14 protein-coding genes are annotated in these 17,792 nt (G+C 69.4%); 11 read left to right on the forward strand and 3 right to left on the reverse strand.

Annotation, left to right across the window (positions count from 1 at the left end; translation table 11 throughout):
- Window positions 1–70: 70 nt before the first annotated feature.
- The gene (locus AAD496_RS05135) at window positions 71–1,162 is read left to right on the forward strand and encodes an ABC transporter permease (RefSeq protein WP_349827575.1); all 1,092 of its coding nucleotides are present in this window, start codon (window positions 71–73) and stop codon (window positions 1,160–1,162) included.
- Entirely contained in the window at window positions 1,159–1,878 is a 720-nt protein-coding gene (locus AAD496_RS05140) for an ABC transporter ATP-binding protein (RefSeq protein ID WP_349827576.1), read from the forward strand. The genes AAD496_RS05135 and AAD496_RS05140 overlap by 4 nt, the downstream gene beginning before the upstream one ends.
- 271 nt (window positions 1,879–2,149) lie before the next feature.
- Here the strand turns inward: AAD496_RS05140 and AAD496_RS05145 are convergent, their stop codons facing one another.
- Window positions 2,150–2,920 carry an Abi family protein gene (locus AAD496_RS05145; protein WP_349827577.1) on the reverse strand — a complete coding sequence of 257 codons (771 nt, stop codon included), beginning with the start codon at window positions 2,918–2,920 and terminating at the stop codon, window positions 2,150–2,152.
- A 276-nt stretch (window positions 2,921–3,196) separates the two neighbouring features.
- On the opposite strand from AAD496_RS05145, the gene AAD496_RS05150 reads away from it, so the two are divergent.
- The 3 genes from AAD496_RS05150 to AAD496_RS05160 all read left to right on the forward strand — a co-directional run bounded on the left by AAD496_RS05150 (window position 3,197) and on the right by AAD496_RS05160 (window position 5,228).
- Window positions 3,197–3,385, forward strand: coding sequence for a zinc finger domain-containing protein (locus AAD496_RS05150; RefSeq protein WP_349827578.1), 189 nt, complete (start codon window positions 3,197–3,199; stop codon window positions 3,383–3,385).
- 200 nt (window positions 3,386–3,585) lie between these two features.
- Entirely contained in the window at window positions 3,586–3,966 is a 381-nt protein-coding gene (locus AAD496_RS05155) for a hypothetical protein (RefSeq protein ID WP_349827579.1), read from the forward strand.
- A 113-nt stretch (window positions 3,967–4,079) separates the two neighbouring features.
- On the forward strand, window positions 4,080–5,228 hold the full coding sequence (locus tag AAD496_RS05160; RefSeq protein ID WP_349827580.1) for an alkaline phosphatase family protein: 1,149 nt from the start codon (window positions 4,080–4,082) through the stop codon (window positions 5,226–5,228).
- 170 nt (window positions 5,229–5,398) lie between these two features.
- On the opposite strand, the gene AAD496_RS05165 is transcribed toward AAD496_RS05160, so the two are convergent.
- Both AAD496_RS05165 and AAD496_RS05170 read right to left on the reverse strand, forming a co-directional pair.
- Window positions 5,399–6,865: a short-chain fatty acid transporter gene (locus AAD496_RS05165; RefSeq protein WP_349827581.1), complete on the reverse strand. Its 1,467-nt coding sequence runs from the start codon at window positions 6,863–6,865 to the stop codon at window positions 5,399–5,401.
- A 29-nt stretch (window positions 6,866–6,894) separates the two neighbouring features.
- Window positions 6,895–8,475, reverse strand: a complete 1,581-nt coding sequence (locus AAD496_RS05170; RefSeq protein WP_349827582.1) for a class I adenylate-forming enzyme family protein — start codon at window positions 8,473–8,475, stop codon at window positions 6,895–6,897.
- A 145-nt stretch (window positions 8,476–8,620) separates the two neighbouring features.
- On the opposite strand from AAD496_RS05170, the gene AAD496_RS05175 reads away from it, so the two are divergent.
- The 6 genes from AAD496_RS05175 to ffh all read left to right on the forward strand — a co-directional run bounded on the left by AAD496_RS05175 (window position 8,621) and on the right by ffh (window position 17,743).
- Window positions 8,621–12,307: a chromosome segregation SMC family protein gene (locus AAD496_RS05175; protein WP_349827583.1), complete on the forward strand. Its 3,687-nt coding sequence runs from the start codon at window positions 8,621–8,623 to the stop codon at window positions 12,305–12,307.
- A 99-nt stretch (window positions 12,308–12,406) separates the two neighbouring features.
- Window positions 12,407–12,799 (forward strand): hypothetical protein, encoded by a 393-nt coding sequence (locus tag AAD496_RS05180; RefSeq protein WP_349827584.1) that lies wholly within the window; start codon window positions 12,407–12,409, stop codon window positions 12,797–12,799.
- Between the two features lie 42 nt (window positions 12,800–12,841).
- On the forward strand, window positions 12,842–14,026 hold the full coding sequence (gene ftsY, locus AAD496_RS05185; RefSeq protein WP_349827585.1) for a signal recognition particle-docking protein FtsY: 1,185 nt from the start codon (window positions 12,842–12,844) through the stop codon (window positions 14,024–14,026).
- A gap of 210 nt (window positions 14,027–14,236) precedes the next feature.
- Entirely contained in the window at window positions 14,237–15,559 is a 1,323-nt protein-coding gene (locus AAD496_RS05190; RefSeq protein ID WP_349827586.1) for an ammonium transporter, read from the forward strand.
- Window positions 15,559–15,897, forward strand: coding sequence for a P-II family nitrogen regulator (locus AAD496_RS05195; RefSeq protein WP_349827587.1), 339 nt, complete (start codon window positions 15,559–15,561; stop codon window positions 15,895–15,897). Before AAD496_RS05190 ends, AAD496_RS05195 begins: the two co-directional genes overlap by 1 nt.
- A 217-nt stretch (window positions 15,898–16,114) precedes the next feature.
- On the forward strand, window positions 16,115–17,743 hold the full coding sequence (ffh, locus tag AAD496_RS05200; protein WP_349827588.1) for a signal recognition particle protein: 1,629 nt from the start codon (window positions 16,115–16,117) through the stop codon (window positions 17,741–17,743).
- Window positions 17,744–17,792 lie beyond the last annotated feature (49 nt).

Below are 17,792 nucleotides of genomic sequence, written 5' to 3' on the forward strand. Positions count from 1 at the left end.
GGGACCTGGCCTCTGGCAGGAGAGTTGAGGGGTAGCTCGGGCAGAGTGCGCGAGCGGAAAGGCATGCACCATGTTCGTCGCGTGGAGAGAGCTGCGGTTCGCCCGTGGCCGGTTCCTCCTCATCGGGGCCGTCGTCGCCCTGATCACCCTGCTCGTCGGCTTCCTCTCCGGCCTCACCGGCGGGCTCGCCTCCCAGAACATTTCCTCCGTGCTGCAACTGTCCGGCAACCGTCTCGTGCTGCAGCAGCCCGAGAACAGCAACCCCGGCTTCGCGACCTCCTCCCTCGACGACGACGCCATCCAGGCGTGGAAGCAGGCTGACGGGATCGAGTCGGTGATACCGGTCGGGATCGCCCAGTCGCGCGCTTCTGACAGCAGCACCGACGAGCCAACTGGGGTTGCCCTCTACGGGTTGCCACAGGATGTTTCGGGCATCGGATCGAACCCGCTTCACGAACTCACCCCGGATTCCGATGGCGAGGTAGGCCTCTCATCTGGTGCAGCCGACGATCTCGGTGTCGGCGTCGGTGACGCGATCTCGATCACCGGCAACGACTTCACCGTCGCAATGATCGGGGATGACCTCTGGTACAGCCACACCCCGGTCATCGTCATGACCGCGGACGATTGGAGCGAGGCCAGCAAGCGCGTCGGCGGCACCGGCGAGGCCACCGTCCTCGCCATCACCGGCGACGCAGACTGGGAGACCATCGGCTCCGACACAGGCACAGTCGCGAAGACGCAGTTTGCGAGCCTGACCGCATTGGAAGCGTTCCAGTCCGAAATCGGATCCCTGGGGCTGATGATCGTGATGCTCTTCGGCATCTCTGCCCTCGTGGTCGGAGCGTTCTTCACCGTCTGGACGATGCAGCGCGCAGGCGATATCGCCGTCCTCAAGGCCCTCGGTGCGACCACCGGGTCGCTCGTGCGCGACTCCCTCGGCCAAGCCCTCATCGTCCTGGTAGCCGGGATCGGCGTCGGACTCGCCACCGTGATCGGGCTCGGCACGCTCGCAGGTCAGGTGCTTCCGTTCATCGTCAGCCCACTGACCACCCTCGCCCCGGCCGCCGTGATGGCGGTACTGGGGCTCGTAGGAGCTGCGTTCGCACTGCGCTCCGTCACCAAAGCCGACCCTCTGACCGCACTTGGGAGCAACCGATGATCGAACTACAGAACGTCACCCTCACCTTCCCCGACGGAGACAACCGCATCACTGCCGTTGACCACGTCACCCTCCGTGGCGAAAATGGCACCGTCACCGGAATCTCCGGCCCCTCCGGGTCGGGCAAGTCGAGCCTCCTCGCCGTCGCCGCGACCCTGATCCGCCCCGACTCCGGCGGAGTCCTCATCGGTGACGGCCCCGACACCATCGATGCCGTCCAATTGTCGAAGGACGACGCGACCGAATTGCGACGGGAACGTATCGGCATCGTCTTCCAGCAGCCGAACCTACTTCCCGCGCTTACCGCTCGCGAGCAGTTGCAGGTCATGGCCCGGCTTGCCGGTGGCACCAGTAGGAGCAGGCGGGCGTCGATCGATGCTCGGGCCGAGGAGCTGCTCGACGCGGTCGGTCTCACTGGGCACGCCGACAAGCGACCTCACCAACTCTCCGGTGGACAGCGACAGAGAGTCGCCATTGCCCGCGGCCTCGTCCACGAACCCGAAGTCCTCTTGGTGGATGAGCCGACCAGCGCTTTGGATCAGGACCGCGGTGCCGAGATCATGCAGCTCATTGCCCGCCTCACTCGCGAACGCGACACCGCCACGCTGCTTGTAACCCATGATCTCGTGCATCGCGACGCCCTCGACGGCCTCGTTACTGTCGTCGATGGCCGGATCACGGCTCAGGATGCCGCCATGCCTGCATACACGAGCTGAGCTCGAACCCAGAAAGTACCGTCGTTGGACTGGCGTTCCGCGCTTGTCATCGTGGCTGCGGTTGTGTGGCCTAGGAAAGGAGTCCGGACTCGGGGTTAGTGTCATGGGACTGATGGTGGGGAACTAGCGCCTGGCAATCGCTTACCTCACGTTCTGGTCATCACCTTTTAAGGACGCGTCGTGGTCCCCTCGATCATGCGGGGACCACGGTCTCGTAAGCCGGTTGCGCGGGGCGTTCAAGCCGATACGGAATTCCTGAGACTATGACGGCTCAGGACTGCCAGAGCGCGAGCGATTCCCAGTCCTTGGGTGCGCCCAAGGACTGGATCGTGAGCGCCGTGGTGGTCGGAAATCTGCGAAGCAGCGTCGCGTGCTGTGCTGACCAGGCTGAACCGTCCTCGATCGATGGCAGCAGGTAAGCAACGACGGCGAGGGCGTTGTAGGTGCCGTAGACCGGCTTGGCGTTCTCGGATCCTTGAAGGTGATCGAGCGAGGGGATCTGGCCGATCTTGGGACGCGATCGCGCGTTCTGGAGCTTTCGGTTGAACAGTCGTGCGTGGTGGGCCGAGACGTTCCGGACGTAGTTGAGGCTCACGAGCCAGCTGGTCATCATCCTCTTGCCCGGGACGCCGAAAGCGCGGGCAATCTCTTCGGCGTCTTTCCGGTTCATCCCACGGTAGAGGACGGAGAGGTGCCCGAGCTCCAAGATCTCCGTGAGCGCCCACACGGGCATCCGATCGTCGTACTTCGTACGGAAGTGCTCGACGAACTGCTCGTCGGTGCTGGCCTGCTGATCGCGGACCCGCTGCAACCACTGCACGTGCTTGCTCGGCGTCGGGTCACGGATGAATGGCTCGAAGTTGCTGCCGCGGCGGAGCGGCACGAGTGCAGCACCAAGACCCTCCGGCGACGCATCACAAGCGGGAGCCTGCCGGCTCGCACTGAGAAGGTTGACGGCCGCGATGGACACCCGGTCATCAAGATCCTGATCAGATTCGTCGACCTGGTCGACACGTTCGAGGCGACGGTTCAGGAGGATCATGTCCGGAGCATTTGTGCGTCGGCACCGCCGTTAACGGTCGAGCAGAAGGTCGCGCTCCGTGGCATTCTGCTCGAGCATCTCCTGGAACGTGAAGTGAAGCGGAAGAACGCCAGGACTGATCATATCTCGGCCTAGAGAGGCCTAACAGATTCGGATGATGGTCTCGGGCGCGGTCAGAGACGTGCAGATCAGGAATCGAGACGCCGGTCGTCGACCCGCATGACGCGCCATGTCTTCGAATACGAGTCCAGTCCCCATCGAGTCAAAACTGGACTGATGACTCGACTGACCATTCGTGAGGGTCATAAACGAATCGAATGGGGCTACTTCGCCCGGTCCCTGCAGGCCGACGCGAGAGCTGGCTCGGAGTGCTTCCGCTGCGATGCGATCATGCAGAAGCTGGTCGCCGCCGGTCGGACCTCTCACTACTGTTCCGTCTGCCAAAAGGCACCCCGCAGACGCTGAGGACGGCGTGGTTTCCGAGGGTGCGGGATCGGCACGGATGGGCGTACCGGCTACGGAGTCCGTACGTCTACGATCGGTGCATCCGGACGAACGGGTGCACCCAGGAGGTCGAGACGATGAGCCATCACAACCACGGCCACGGTCCGCCGGGTCCTGTCGGTTCCTCACCCGGACTCGGGGCGGTGCGGGATAGCGGTGAGGTGAAACCGGTTCCCGCCGTCGTCATCGGACTCGGGGTCACTGTCATCGTGTGGGCGGGGATCGCGCTGTTCGGCGGTGTGATCGCGCTGCTCTACCTGGGCCTCGGTGCGATCATGACGCCCGACTTGGAGAGCCTCTTCGGGGACTTCGAGGGTGCGGGCTTCAACTGGGCGGTCCTGTACACCTGCCTCATCGGACAACTCCTCGGACTCGCCGCGGGCGTGCTCGTCCTCGTGCTCGGCATCCGGGCCAAGGTGCGACGGATGGAGGCGGGTACCACTGCCATGGTCCTGGGCATCGTGGCGTTCTCGCTCTTCGTCGTGGTCGGCCTTGTCCAGATCCCCCTCATGGGGATCTACCTCGAGGCGATCCGCCTCTGACCGGTGTGCCCGCCGGATGCGGTCGTCGCTCAGGTGATCCCGAGGTCGGTGGGGGTGCGGCCTTCGAGGGTCGGCCAGATCTCGTCGGCCTCGTCGGCGGAGAGTTCCACGTGGTGCGTGACCCCGATCGCGCGGGTGCCGGCGGCCCGGGCGGCGGCGCGAACACGACCGCCTCGACCGTCGACTACCTGACGAACGGCAACTTCGACGCGCTCTTCGTCCACCTCGACGAGGTCGACGGCGCCGGCCACTCCTGCGGCTACGTCGACTGCCCGGCCGACCCGGCCGAACTCGCCGACGTCGACCAGCAGATCGGCCAGATCCTCGACGCCGTCGAGTCCCGCGCGACCTACGCCGAGGAGGACTGGCAGATCATCCTCATGTCCGACCACGGCCACACCCCGACCGGCGGCCACGGCGGCAACACCCCGGAGGAGCGCGCGACCTTCGTCCTCACCGTCGGCGGCGGCGCCGAGGCGGGCGCCGTCCGCCACGACGTCGAGCTCGTCGACATCGCCCCCTCCGCACTCGCCCACCTGGGCACGGAGATCGACCCGGAGTGGGACCTCGACGGGTACCCCTTCGCGGAGATCCCGGAGGATCCCTTCGACTCCACGCTCGTGAGCCCGGAGTACCCGCTCGACGGCTCCGGCCGCATCGACATCTCCTACGCCTCGAACTACCAGGTCGACGGCCCGCAGACCGGTGAGACCTTCGTGGTCTTCGACGGCGGCGAGCCGCAGCTGCTCAAGGAGTACACGGTCGACGAGAACATCCACGAGGAGCTCACCGTCAACCCGCCGGAGGGCGCGGAGACCGTGCAGCTGCGCTTCCGCTACACCGGGTCCAACAGCTACTACTGGGCACTCGACCTGGTGCAGGTCAGCCAGCAGGATCCTTCGAACGCCCTCGTGACCGGGGTCGAGATCGCCACCGAGAACGTCGACGAGGCCGGCTTCGAGATGCCCTGGCGTGTGGACGCCGAGCTCGACATCGAGTCGGTCGAGGCCGGTGACCGGAACGGTCGCTGGGCGAAGGCCCTCGAGGATGCCACGGTCACCGCGGAACTCCGCTTCGACGGCAAGGAGACCGAGCTCACCGGTACGACGGACAAGAAGGGTCACGTGACCCTCACCGGCTACGCCATGTACACCGACTCCGCGGAGTTCGCGATCACTTCGATCGAGAAGGACGGCGTGGTCTGGCACGGTGACGCCGACACGGTCGAGACCACGGTGACGGTGGAGCGCCCCACCGACTGACCGGCTGACCGACTGACCGGCTGTGGGCGCACCGCCTGCGCCGGATCCCGGATTCGAGTGCGAGCTGGGTGGCACTTCGCGAGGTCGAATCCGCCACCCACCTCGCACTCGACGACGGGGCTGGGCCGGCCGGTCCCGCGAGCCGCCTCCGCGTCAGGGAACCGACGCCCTCACATCCCGGGACCGGCGAGCATGAGGCCGCCGGCGAAGGTGAAGAAGGTGAGGAAGAGGACCATGATCGTGTAACCCATGATCTTCCGCACGTGGATCCCGGCGACGGCCAACAGCGGGATCGCGAAGAACGGCTGGGCCATGTTCGTCCACTGGTCGCCGTAGGCCACACCCATGACGATCCGCGAGGGGTCGACGCCGAGCGTCTTCGCGGCCTCGATGAAGATCGGTCCCTGGATCGCCCACTGTCCACCGCCGGAGGGCACGAACAGGTTGAGGACGCCGGCGGAGATGAAGGCCCAGAAACTCAGCGTCATGGGCGTGGAGATCGCGGTGAACCAGTCGGACACGATGACGATGAACCCGGTGCCCGACATCATGCCCATGATGCCCGCGTAGAACGGGTACTGGACGAGCAACTGTCCCACGCTCACCGAGGCATTGGCGATGAGCTTCACGTACTCCAGGATCGACCGCGAGAACAGCAGCCCCAGGCACAGGAACGACCAGTTGACGATGTCGAGGTTGAGGGCCGGGCCGTTCACCGCGAAGTAGTGCACGAGGTACACGAGCAGACCGATCCCCGGCACGAGGACGAGCACCCGGGTGCTGTCCAGACGCTGGGCGATCGTCCGCCCGACCGGCTCCTCGCGGTCGCCGGGGTCCGGTGCCGCGTGCTTGCCGCCACCCGCTCCCGAGGCGCCCTGTCCGCCGCCCTTCCCCGTGGGCTTCCCGGCCGCGCCGCGCAGGGCCTCCTCCAGTTCGTTCTGGGACCGCCGGAAGTCGTCGATCGCCTCCTGGCTGATCTCGACGGTCTCCTCCTTGCCCTTCTTCGGGCTCATGAGCGGCATGAGGACGGTGATCGCGGCGAGCGTGACCGCCGCGGTGATCATGTTCCACGGCGCGAAGATCGTCTCCGAGACCGGGATGACCCCACCGATCTGCTCCTGGAGGGCATTCCCCTCGGTGGCGACCGCGAGCCCTGCGGAGCTCGAGTAGCCCATGTGCCAGATCACGAAGCCCGCGTAGGCACTGGCGACGAGGAGCGGATAGTGGACGGGGACGCCGCGCTTCTTCATCTCGATCGCCACCTGGCGGGCCAGGAGGGCACCGACGACGAGGCCGAAGGCCCAGGCGAAGAGGCTGGCGACGCCGGCGACGAGCACGACGAGGGCATAGGCCTGCCACTGCTTGCGGGGCAGGCCGCCGACACCGCTGAGCACCTTCTGGACGGGCCTGGTGTGGGCGAGCGCGTGGGAGGTGAGGACGGTGAGCGCGATCTGCGCCATGAAGGCGAGCAGCCCGGACAGTCCGTCTCCCCAGGCGCCGAGGGTCTCCATCGGCCCGGCATCGGTCATGCCGATGCAGGCGAGGAAGACGACCATCGACAGGCCGATGGCGAAGACGAAGGACTCGGGGAACATCTTCTCCACGAGGATGACGAATGGTCTCGCCAACAGATTCATGACTCCTCCTTGAGTCGTGCAGTGCTGGGTCAGGTGGTGGGCTTCTGCAACTGGAACCGGCGGATCTTGCCGACGCTCGTGCGCGGCAGCGAACCGACGGTGGTCCAGTGGCGGGGCCGGGAGGCCTTCGGCAGGCGCGCGGCCGCGAAGGCCTCCAGGGTGGCGACCGAGGGTGGCTCGGCCGGGTCCTGCGGGACGACGAAGGCGTGCGGGACGACGTCCCGGACGGGGTCGGGCTCGGCGACGACGGCGACCTCGAGGACCCCGGGCGCCTCGGCGAGTGCCGCCTCGACCTCCGTGAGGCTCACGTTCTCCCCGGAGACCTTGACGACGTCGTCCACGCGCCCGACGAAGGTGAACACACCCGCGGCGTCGCGGCGGGCCAGGTCCCCGGTCGAGAAGGTGTCGTGCCCGGCACCCTCCTCGCCGGTACCGTCCTCCGCCCGCCCGAACACCCGGGCGTTGATCTCCGGGGCGTCCATGTACTCGAGGAACAGGTCCCGCCCGCGGACGCCGTGGACGACGATGACACCCGGTCCTTCCGCGGTCGGTTCCCCGGTGGCCGGGTCGACGAGGTCGATCCGCCTTCCCGGCACGGCGGGTCCGATCGTGTCGGGCCCGGCCCGTTCCGGCGACTGCGCCGTCGCGACGGCCGTCGTCTCCGTCATCCCGTAGAGCTGCCGCGGGTGCACCCCGCACAGCGCACCGAACCGGGCGTGGTGCCCCTGGGAGAGGTTCTGCGCGAACCACACGTGGGTCAGCGACAGCGGCGCGGTGCCCTCCGGCGTCCGCGCGAGGATCATCCGGATGGGCGCGGCGAAGAGACTGGCGTGCGTGGCCGCCAGCTCCCGGGCCTGCGCGGCCCACCCCGAGGCGCTGAAGGCGTGGGTGAGCGCCACCGAGGCACCCACCGCGATCGCCGACGCGAAGCAGTAGAACTGCGCGTTCCCGTGGAACAGCGGCAGGACGACCAACCAGCGGTGCTCCGGTCGCAGGCCCGCCAGCTCGGCCATCGTCCGGGCCGTGTACGCATAGTTCGCCTGCGTGAGCACCACGCCCTTGGGCTGCGAGGTCGTCCCCGAGGTGAACATGATCGCGATCCGGTCGTCGGGGCCGATCTCGGCAGGCGCCTCGGCCGCGGTGGCCGGGGACGCGTCCGCGACCCCGCCGGGACCGAGATCGGCCGCGTCGCCGGTGACGACGAGCACCGGGTGGTCGGGGAGGTCCGCTCCGAGTTCGGTGGCACGGTCGGTCGTCGTGACGGTGAGTGCCGCGGACGTCCTGGCGATCTGGGTGCCCAGTTCCGTGCGGCCGGAACTCGGGTCGACGGGCACCATGCAGGCGCCCAGACGGCTGGTGGCCAGCCAGGCGGCGACGAAGACGGGGGAGTTGGCCAGGCACAGGTGGACGGTGTCCCCGCGGCCGACGCCGTGGGCGCGCAGGCGGTCGGCGAAGGTCCGGACGGCACGGTCGAAGGCGGCGTAGGTCCAGGTGGCGTCGGGATGCGTGGCGTCCCGGAAGGTGAGGAAGACACGCGCGCCGTGTGCGGCCACCGTGGTCTCCCACAGGGCGGCGAAGGTGTCGGGATCGGGTGTGCGGGTCTCGTGCATGGGTGGTGCACTCCTGGGGATCGGGGACGGGCACCTGCGCCCGTCCCGGTGGTGTCAGCCGGGTCTCACGTCGGTGTGATACCCGACACACATTAGGCCACGACCGGCGGGAGTGGGCGGTGGGGAACGGTTAGGATCGTTCGTCATGTATCTGAAGACCCTGACCCTCCGGGGCTTCAAGTCGTTCGCGTCCGCCACGACCCTGTCCCTGGAGCCCGGCATCACGTGCGTCGTCGGCCCCAACGGGTCGGGCAAGAGCAATGTCGTCGACGCGCTCGCCTGGGTCATGGGGGAGCAGGGCGCCCGGAACCTGCGTGGCGGATCGATGCCGGACGTCATCTTCTCCGGGACCGAGGGCGCCGGTGCCCGCAAGCCGCTGGGCCGTGCCGAGGTCTCGCTCACCATCGACAACACCGACGGTGCGATCCCCATCGACTACACCGAGGTGACGATCACCCGACGTCTGTTCCGGGCCGGTGGCAGCGAGTACGAGATCAACGGAGAACGCGCCCGCCTGGCCGACATCCAGGAGCTCCTCAACGACTCCGGCCTGGGCAAGGAGATGCACGTGATCGTCGGGCAGGGGCGCCTGGACGACATCCTCCACGCCGACCCGCAGGACCGCCGCGGGTTCATCGAGGAGGCCGCCGGCGTCCTCAAGCACCGCCGCCGCAAGGACGCCGCGATCCGCAAGCTCACGGGCCTGCAGACGAACCTCGACCGGCTCACCGACCTGCGCGCCGAACTCGCCGACCGGCTGGGCCCGCTGGGCAGGCAGGCCGGGGAGGCCAGGAAGGCCGCCCACGTCCAGTCCGTCCTCCGCGAGGCACGCGCCCGGCTGCTCGCCGACGACCTCGTGCGGGCCCGTGCCCGGCTGGAGACCCCGGCCTCGGCCGAGGCGCAGGCCGCCCGGGTCGCCGCGTTGGAGCAGCAGCTCACGGGGCAGCAGGCCGCGCACGCGCGACTCGGACGGGAACTCACCGACCACGACCGTGCCCTCGAACACCTCCGGTCCCGGGCCGCGCGGGTGGCCGAACTGCGTGCCCGCACGAACGGTCTGGTCGACCGGGCCCGGGACCGGGCCCGACTGCTGTCGACCACCGGGAACGAGGGGACCGCGGACGAGCAGGCGACACCGGAGTCCCTGCGCCGGCGTGCCGACCTCACCGCGGGCGAGGCGCACGACCTGGAGGCGCAGGTCGAGACCGACCGGACGGCGCTGCAGGAGGCGGAGGACCGGCGCGACGACCTCGCGGAGCGCCTGGCCGCCGAGGAGACCCGGGTGAACGAGGAACGGGCCCGCATCTCCCGGCGCCTGCGCGAGCGTGCCGACCTCACCGGCGCCCGCGAGGCGAGCACCCGCACCGTCGACGACCTGCGTGAGCGGATCGGGACGGCCCGGGCCGAGAAGGATCGGGCCACCGCCCGCCTCACCGACCTCGAGGCGGCACTGGACGGGGCCCGGACCGTCGCCGCCGAGGCGAATACCCGCGTGACCGACCGGGCGGCGGTGGTGGACACCGCCGAGACCGCCCTGGAGACCGCCCGGTCCGACCGCCAGGATGTCCGGACCGAACGCGAGGCCCTCGAATCCGAGAACGCCCGGATCTCCGGTCGACTGGAGGCCCTGCGCTCCCTGCTCGCACCCCCGGCCGCGACCGAGGCGGTCCTCGCCGGTGGTCGGGCCGGTGTCCTGGGCCCGGCGGCCGGGGTGCTCCGGGTGGTCCCCGGACACGAACGCGCCGTCGCCGCACTCCTCGGGGACCTGCCCGCCGGTGTCCTCGTGGACGACCACACGACCGCCGCGGCGGTCCTCACCGACCTCGACGCCGAGGCGCCCGTCGACCTCCTCGTCGTCGGTGCGGCCCCCGACACCTCAGGGGACGGCTCCGGTGCGGAGTGTGGCCCCACGGAAGGGACTGGCGCGGAGACCGACGGCACGGACGGTGCCCCGGGTCAGGGCGCTTCGGGCGCGTCCGAGGAGGCGGACTTCCGACCGGACACCGACCTGCGGACGCTCGTCGACACCCGGGTGCCGGGGCTCGCCCCGGAGCTCGACCGCCTGCTCGCCGGGATCCGGACGGCGTCCGACCTCACCGCAGCTCGGGCCGGACTCGCGGCCGGGGACGCGGAGGCATACGTGCTCGCCGACGGCACGCTCGCGACCGCCACCCGGGTCCTGCGCGGGTCCGGGGCGGAGGGTCGGCGACTGGGTGCGGCGCGCACCGTCGAGGAACTCGGGGACCGCCGGGCGGAGCTCGAAGCCCGGATCGGGGAACTCGGGGAGGACCTCGCGGTCCGCGAGGCCACGGTCCGGGCTGCGCAGACCGCCGCCGAGGAGGCCCGCAGTACCCACCAGGACGCCCGCTCCCGCGCCCAGGTCGCGACGGCGCGGGTGACGCACGCCGAGGAGGACCTCGGGCGGCCCCACGACGAGGTCGCACGGGCCGGGGACACGTTGGCGGACATGACGGACCGTCTGGCCCGCGCCGAGGCGGCCGCCACCCGTGCCGCCGAGGCGCTCGCTGGGCACGAGGCGACCCCCGACACCGAACCGGACACGCCCGTGCTCCAGGAGTTGCGTGCCGAGCACGCCACGGCCGCCGCGGGACTCGTCGAGGCGCGGGTCGCCCTGCGCGTCCGCACCGACCGGGTGGCGTTCCTGCACGACCGGGTCGCGGGACTGCGCCGCCGGGCCACGGAGGTCGAGGCGGCCCGGGAGCGGGCCGCCGCACGGGCGCGGGCCCGGGCGGTCCTGGCCGAGCGCGCACGGCGGGTCGCCGAGGCCGCACTGGAGGAGTCCCATCGGCTGGCCGCCGAGGCGGACCGGGTGACCGCGGTCCTGGAGACCGGGGGTACGACCCGGGAGGGGATCGTGGCGCGCCGCGAGGAGGCCGTCGCGGCCCGGGAGGCGACCCGGGAGGAGCTCGACGCGCTGCGGGAATCGGCGCACCGCGCGCGGCTCGAGGCGGAGCGGCACCGGATGAAGCACGAGGAACTGGCCCGGCGTGCCCAGGAGGAGACCGGGCTGGGGGAGGAGGACCTGGTCGAGCGGCACGGGCCGCACCTGCTCGTCCCACCGTTGGACGTCGAACCACCCGCCGAGGACGCGACCGCGGGAGCACCCGTGCCCTACGTACGTGCGGACGTCGAGAAGATCGCACAGAAGGCCCGGAAGCGGCTGGAGGAGATCGGCCAGGTCAACCCCCTGGCGCTTGAGGAGTACACCGCGCTGCGGGAACGCCACGACTACCTGCAGGGGCAGATCGACGACGTCGAGATCGGTCGACAGGACCTGCTGAGCCTCGTCGAGGACGTCGACGCCCACGTGCGGACGGCCTTCGCGAGTGCCTTCGAGGACACCGCCGCCCAGTTCACCCGGGTCTTCGCGACCCTGTTCCCCGGCGGTGAGGGGAGACTCACCCTCACCGACCCCGCGGACATGCTCACCACCGGCGTCGAGGTGACCGCACGGCCGGCCGGCAAGCGGGTGGGGCGCCTCAGCCTGCTCTCCGGTGGCGAACGGTCGCTCGTGGCGCTCGCCCTGCTCGTCGCGATCTTCCAGGCCCGGCCCAGCCCCTTCTACGTGCTCGACGAGGTCGAGGCCGCCCTCGACGACGTGAACCTCGGGCGTCTGCTGCAGGTCTTCGAGGACCTCGGTCGGACCTCGCAGCTCCTGGTCGTCACGCATCAGAAGCGGACGATGGGGGTCGCCGACGCGCTCTACGGCGTGACGATGCGTGGTGACGGGATCTCCACAGTGATCTCCCAGCGGATTCCCCGTGAACGGTTCGCGGACGGGGACGCTCCCGTGGACGAACCGGGGTCGTGATGTATATAGACTGGTGAGCGGTCCTGCCCGGACCGGCGCACCACCGACCCTCGAGGAGACACCGACCGTGCCCGTGCACCCCTTCACGACGAGGACCTCATGGACGTAGGTCTCATGCTCGTCATCGGGATCGGGCTCGCCGTCACCTTCGCCATCGCGCTCGCCATCGTGCTCGCGGTCGCGCTCCCGGGTCTGCGCGCCGAAGGTCGTCTCGACCCGGCGATCACCCAGCGGTTCCGCGTGCCGCGCGAACTCCGTGGGATCGCCCAGGAGGTCCACGGTTTCTTCGGCCACGACGACGGCACCTCGCACCTGGCCACCCGGGAGCAGGCCGCGGTCACCGCCATGCAGGAACACCGGTACGTGCTGCGCCCCCAGCCCCGGCGTCATGCCGCCCCCGGGTTCCACACCCTGCGTCCGCGTACGCGACACTGGAAGGTGCCCGCTTCCGGCACCGGTGTGCGGACCGCCCTGAGACTCCTCATGGGCTGAAGGGCACCGACCTTTCCCAGTACCGACCCTTGAGGAGAATCCGTGGAACTCGCCGGACTCACCCCCTACCTGATCGGCGCGATCGTCCTCGTGGTGCTCGTCGTCGGCGGGCTGTTCCTCTTCGTCCCGCGCAAGCCGCGGAAGAAGGACCTCGCCGACCCGGCGCCCACGTCGACCGTCACGGTCGAACCCGACGGCACCGTCGCGCCGGAGGCACCGGAGTCCACGGACGGGGAGGACGGACGGGGCGCCGAGGCTCCGGATCTCGACGTCCCGACGGAACCGCAGTCGCGGCTGGCGCGTCTGCGCGACCGCCTGGCGAAGTCGAACAACGCGCTGGGACGCGGCCTGCTCACCCTGCTGTCGAGCGACGAGCTCGACGCGGGCACCTGGGACGAGATCGAGGACACGCTCATCCTCGCGGACCTCGGCGTCGACACGACGACCGAACTCGTCGACGCCCTGCGCGAGCGCGTCCGCGTGCTGGGGACACGGGACCCGGAGACGGTGCGCACGCTCCTGCGTGAGGAGCTCGTCCGGGTCGTGGACCCGACGATGGACCGGGCGCTGGCCGTCGACCGGGACGGCGCCGGGACCCCGGGGGAGGACCCCGCGGTCGTCCTCGTCGTCGGTGTCAACGGCGCCGGCAAGACGACGACGGTCGGCAAGATCGCCCGCGTGCTCGTCGCCGAGGGACGCAGCGTCGTGCTCGGTGCGGCGGACACCTTCCGGGCGGCGGCCGCCGAGCAGCTCACCACCTGGGGGACCCGGGTGGGGGTGGAGACCGTGCGCGGGCCCGAGGGCACCGACCCGGCCTCCGTCGCCTACGACGCGGTGGCGCAGGGCAAGGAGGCGGGCACCGAGGTCGTCATGATCGACACCGCCGGGCGCCTGCAGAACAAGAAGGGCCTCATGGACGAGCTGGGCAAGGTCAAGCGGGTGGCCGCCCGTCCCTTGTCCGAGGGCCACGGGATCGACGAGGTGCTGCTCGTCCTCGATGCGACGACGGGGCAGAACGGCATGCAGCAGGCGAAGGTGTTCGCCGAGGCCGTCGACATCTCCGGCATCGTGCTCACCAAGCTCGACGGCACGGCCAAGGGTGGCATCGTCGTCGCGGTGCAGCGGGAGCTCGGGGTGCCGGTCAAACTCATCGGGCTCGGCGAGGGTGCCGACGACCTGGCGCCGTTCACCGCCGAGGGGTTCGTGGACGCGCTCCTGGAGGAGTGAGGAATCCAGGGAATCCGGTGGTGATTCCAATTCCGTCATCAGTGATGTGTAACACACCGTTCACGTCGGAGTGTGGTCCGTAACACGGCGGTAACGTTCGGTCACCCCCGGGGAAACACCGGCTCGACAGGATGGGCGTCAGTGGTGGGGCAGTGCCCCGCAGGACCGTGTGCGATTGCGGTCCTCCTCGAACCGAACGGCTGGAAAGCAATGGATCTCACTCTGACAGCTGGCAACGTCTGGATGATCACCGCCGCAGCACTCGTGCTGCTGATGACACCCGGCGTCGCCTTCTTCTACGGCGGCATGACGCGCGCCAAGTCCGTCCTCAACATGATGATGATGGTGTTCGGCGCGATGGCCGTCGCCGGCGTCATGTGGGTGATCTTCGGCAATGGTGCGGCCGGTACGGCCACCCCGCTGCAGGTCATCGGCAATCCCTTCGGTGACCTCTTCATGCAGGGCACGCTCGCCGGGGAGTCGACGGAGGACGGCGTCGGTGGCCTCATCGGTGCCGGCTTCGGCGCCACCTTCGCCCTCATCACCGTCGCCCTCATCGCCGGTGGCATCGCCGACCGTGCCAAGTTCTCCGGCTGGCTCGTCTTCTCGGCCATCTGGGTCGTCCTCGGCTACGGCTCGCTCGCCTACATGGTCTGGGGTGGCGGTCTGCTCTCGGCCGACGGCGCCATCGGCATGGCCGTCGGCGAGGCGATCGACTACGCGGGTGGCACGGTCGTCCACATCAACGCCGGTGTCGCGGCCCTCGTGCTCGTCCTCATCATCGGCAAGCGCAAGGGCTTCGGCAAGGATCCCTCGCAGCGCCCCCACAACCTCCCGCTCGTCTTCATCGGTGCGGCCCTCCTGTGGTTCGGCTGGTTCGGGTTCAACGTCGGCGCCGCCGCGGAGGCGCCGGAGGCCGGTCTCATCTGGGTGAACACGATGGTCGCCCCGGCCGCCGCCTTCATCGCCTGGATCATCGTCGAGTGGCTGCGTGACGGGAAGCCCACGAGCCTCGGCGGTGCCTCGGGCATCATCGCCGGCCTCGTCGGCATCACCCCGGCCTGTGCCGACGTCTCCCCGCTCGGCGCGATCGTCATCGGCATCGTCTGCGGTGTCCTCTCGGCACTCGCCGTCGGCCTGAAGTACAAGCTCGGGTACGACGATTCCCTCGACGTCGTCGGTGTCCACCTCGTCTCCGGCATCGCCGGCACCGTCCTCATCGGCTTCCTCGCGATCCACGAGGGCTCCGAGGGCCTGTTCTACGGCGGTGGATTCGGCCTCCTCGGGACGCAGATCGTCGCCACCCTGTTCGCCATCGTGTGGGCCGCGGTCATCGCCTTCGTCGTCGGTATCCTCGTCCACAAGACCATCGGTCTGCGGGTCCGCGAGGAGGACGAGGTCACCGGTATCGACCTCACCGAACACGCCGAGACCGGCTACGAGTACGGTGGCCTGGGCACCGGCGGCAGCTTCCGCCCGCACCCCTCGTCCCCGGCCGCACACGCCCCCGTCACCGAAAGTGAGACCGTCTGATGAAGCTCATCACCGCCATCGTCCGCCCCGAGCGGCTGTCCGACATCCGCTCCGGTCTCGAGGAGTTCGGGGTCCAGGGACTCACGGTGTCCCAGGCCTCCGGTTACGGCCGCCAGAAGGGTCACAAGCAGGTCTACCGGGGTGCCAGCTACACCGAGGACCTCGTGCAGAAGCTGCGTCTGGAGATCCTCGCCTCCGAGGTCGACGCCCCGCGCATCCTCGAGGTGCTCCTCGACAAGGCCTCGACCGGCAATCCGGGTGACGGCAAGATCTGGGTGACGGCCGCCGACCAGGTGCTCCGCGTGTCCGACCGCGCGGAGGGCGAGGCCGCTCTCTGACCCGGTCTCTCGCAGCCGAGGCGCCCGCCGGGACCGCACAGCGTGTGTGGTCCCGGCGTGCGCCTCGTATTCGGCTCGTATTCAGGGGCGGGGCCGGGACGGTGCGGCCGGTGCCCGGGGTGGTGCGCCTCGGGTGCGATGATTCTCCTCCCGGAACACTCGCTTGGTACCCTGGGGTGTTGATCTTCCGACCCGTGAACGAAAGCTGACGACACCAGTGTTCAACTCACTCTCCGACCGGTTGACGGCGACCTTCAAGAATCTGCGCGGCAAGGGCCGCCTCTCGGAGGCCGACGTCGACAAGACGATCCGCGAGATCCGCCGCGCCCTCCTGGACGCGGACGTCGCGCTCCCGGTCGTCAAGGCCTTCACCGGGAAGGTGCGCGAGCGCGCCCTCTCCGAGGAGGTCTCCGGTGCCCTCAACCCGGGCCAGCAGGTCGTGAAGGTCGTCAACGACGAACTCAAGGCCGTCCTGGGCGGCCAGACCCGCCGGATCACCTTCGCCAAGCGCCCGCCGACCGTCATCATGCTCGCAGGTCTGCAGGGTGCGGGTAAGACGACGCTCGCGGGCAAGCTCGCGTACTGGCTGAAGTCGGAGGGGCACCGGCCCATGCTCGTGGCCGCCGACCTCCAGCGGCCCAATGCCGTCAATCAGCTGCAGGTCGTCGGCGAGCGGGCCGGTGCGCACGTGTTCGCCCCGGAGCCGGGCAATGGCGTGGGTGACCCCGTGCAGGTGGCCACCGACTCGATCGCCGAGGCGAAGTCCAAGCTGTACGACGTCGTCATCGTCGACACCGCCGGCCGTCTGGGCATCGACGAGGAGCTCATGCAGCAGGCCGCGGACATCCGCGACGCCGTGCAGCCCGACGAGGTCCTCTTCGTCATCGACGCGATGATCGGTCAGGACGCCGTGGCCACGGCCCAGGCCTTCGACGAGGGTGTGGACTTCACCGGTGTCGTCCTCTCCAAGCTCGACGGTGACTCCCGTGGTGGTGCCGCGCTCTCCGTGGCGGAGGTGACCGGCAAGCCGATCATGTTCGCCTCGACCGGTGAGGGCATGAAGGACTTCGAGCCCTTCCACCCGGACCGGATGGCTGACCGGATCCTCGACATGGGCGACATCATGACGCTCATCGAACAGGCCGAGAAGACCTTCGACGCGAAGGAGACGGAGAAGCTCGCCAAGAAGGTCGAGTCCGGGGAGGACTTCGACCTCGACGACTTCCTCACGCAGATGGCCGCCATCAAGAAGATGGGGTCGTTCAAGAAGATGCTCGGGATGATGCCGGGCATGAGTCAGTACAAGGACCAGCTGGAGAACTTCGACGAGAAGGAGCTCGACCGCATCGAAGCGATCGTGCGGTCCATGACCCCCTTCGAGCGGAAGAACCCGCGGGTCCTCAACGGCTCGCGCCGGGCGCGCATCGCCAAGGGTTCCGGCAGCTCGGTGCAGGCCGTCAACTCGCTCATGGAGCGGTTCACCCAGGCCCAGAAGATGATGAAGCAGATGGGTAAGGGCGGCGGCATGCCGGGCATGCCCGGCGGCGGTGGCGGCGGGGTGCCCGGAATGCCGCAGATGCCCGGGATGCCGGGTGCGGGCGCCGGTGCCGCCGGGAAGAAGAAGGCCGCGGCCAAGAAGGCCGGCAAGAAGGGTAAGGGCAAGAAAGTGTCCGGCAACCCCGCCAAGCGGGCGGAGATGGAGCGCCAGGCTCAGCTCAAGCGGGAGGGCAAGCTGCCCAAGGACCCCGCGGGCTCGGCCTTCGGCGGCGTCGACCTCGGTGGCGAGGACGGCCTGGACATGGACAACCTGCCCAAGGGCTTCGGAGGCCTGTTCGGCAAGAAGTGATTCGTGTCGCAGCGGGGGGGGGGGGGGGGGGGGGGGGGGGGGGGGGGGG

The organism is Brevibacterium litoralis, assembly GCF_040212315.1.
Taxonomy (GTDB): Bacteria; Actinomycetota; Actinomycetes; order Actinomycetales; family Brevibacteriaceae; genus Brevibacterium; species Brevibacterium litoralis.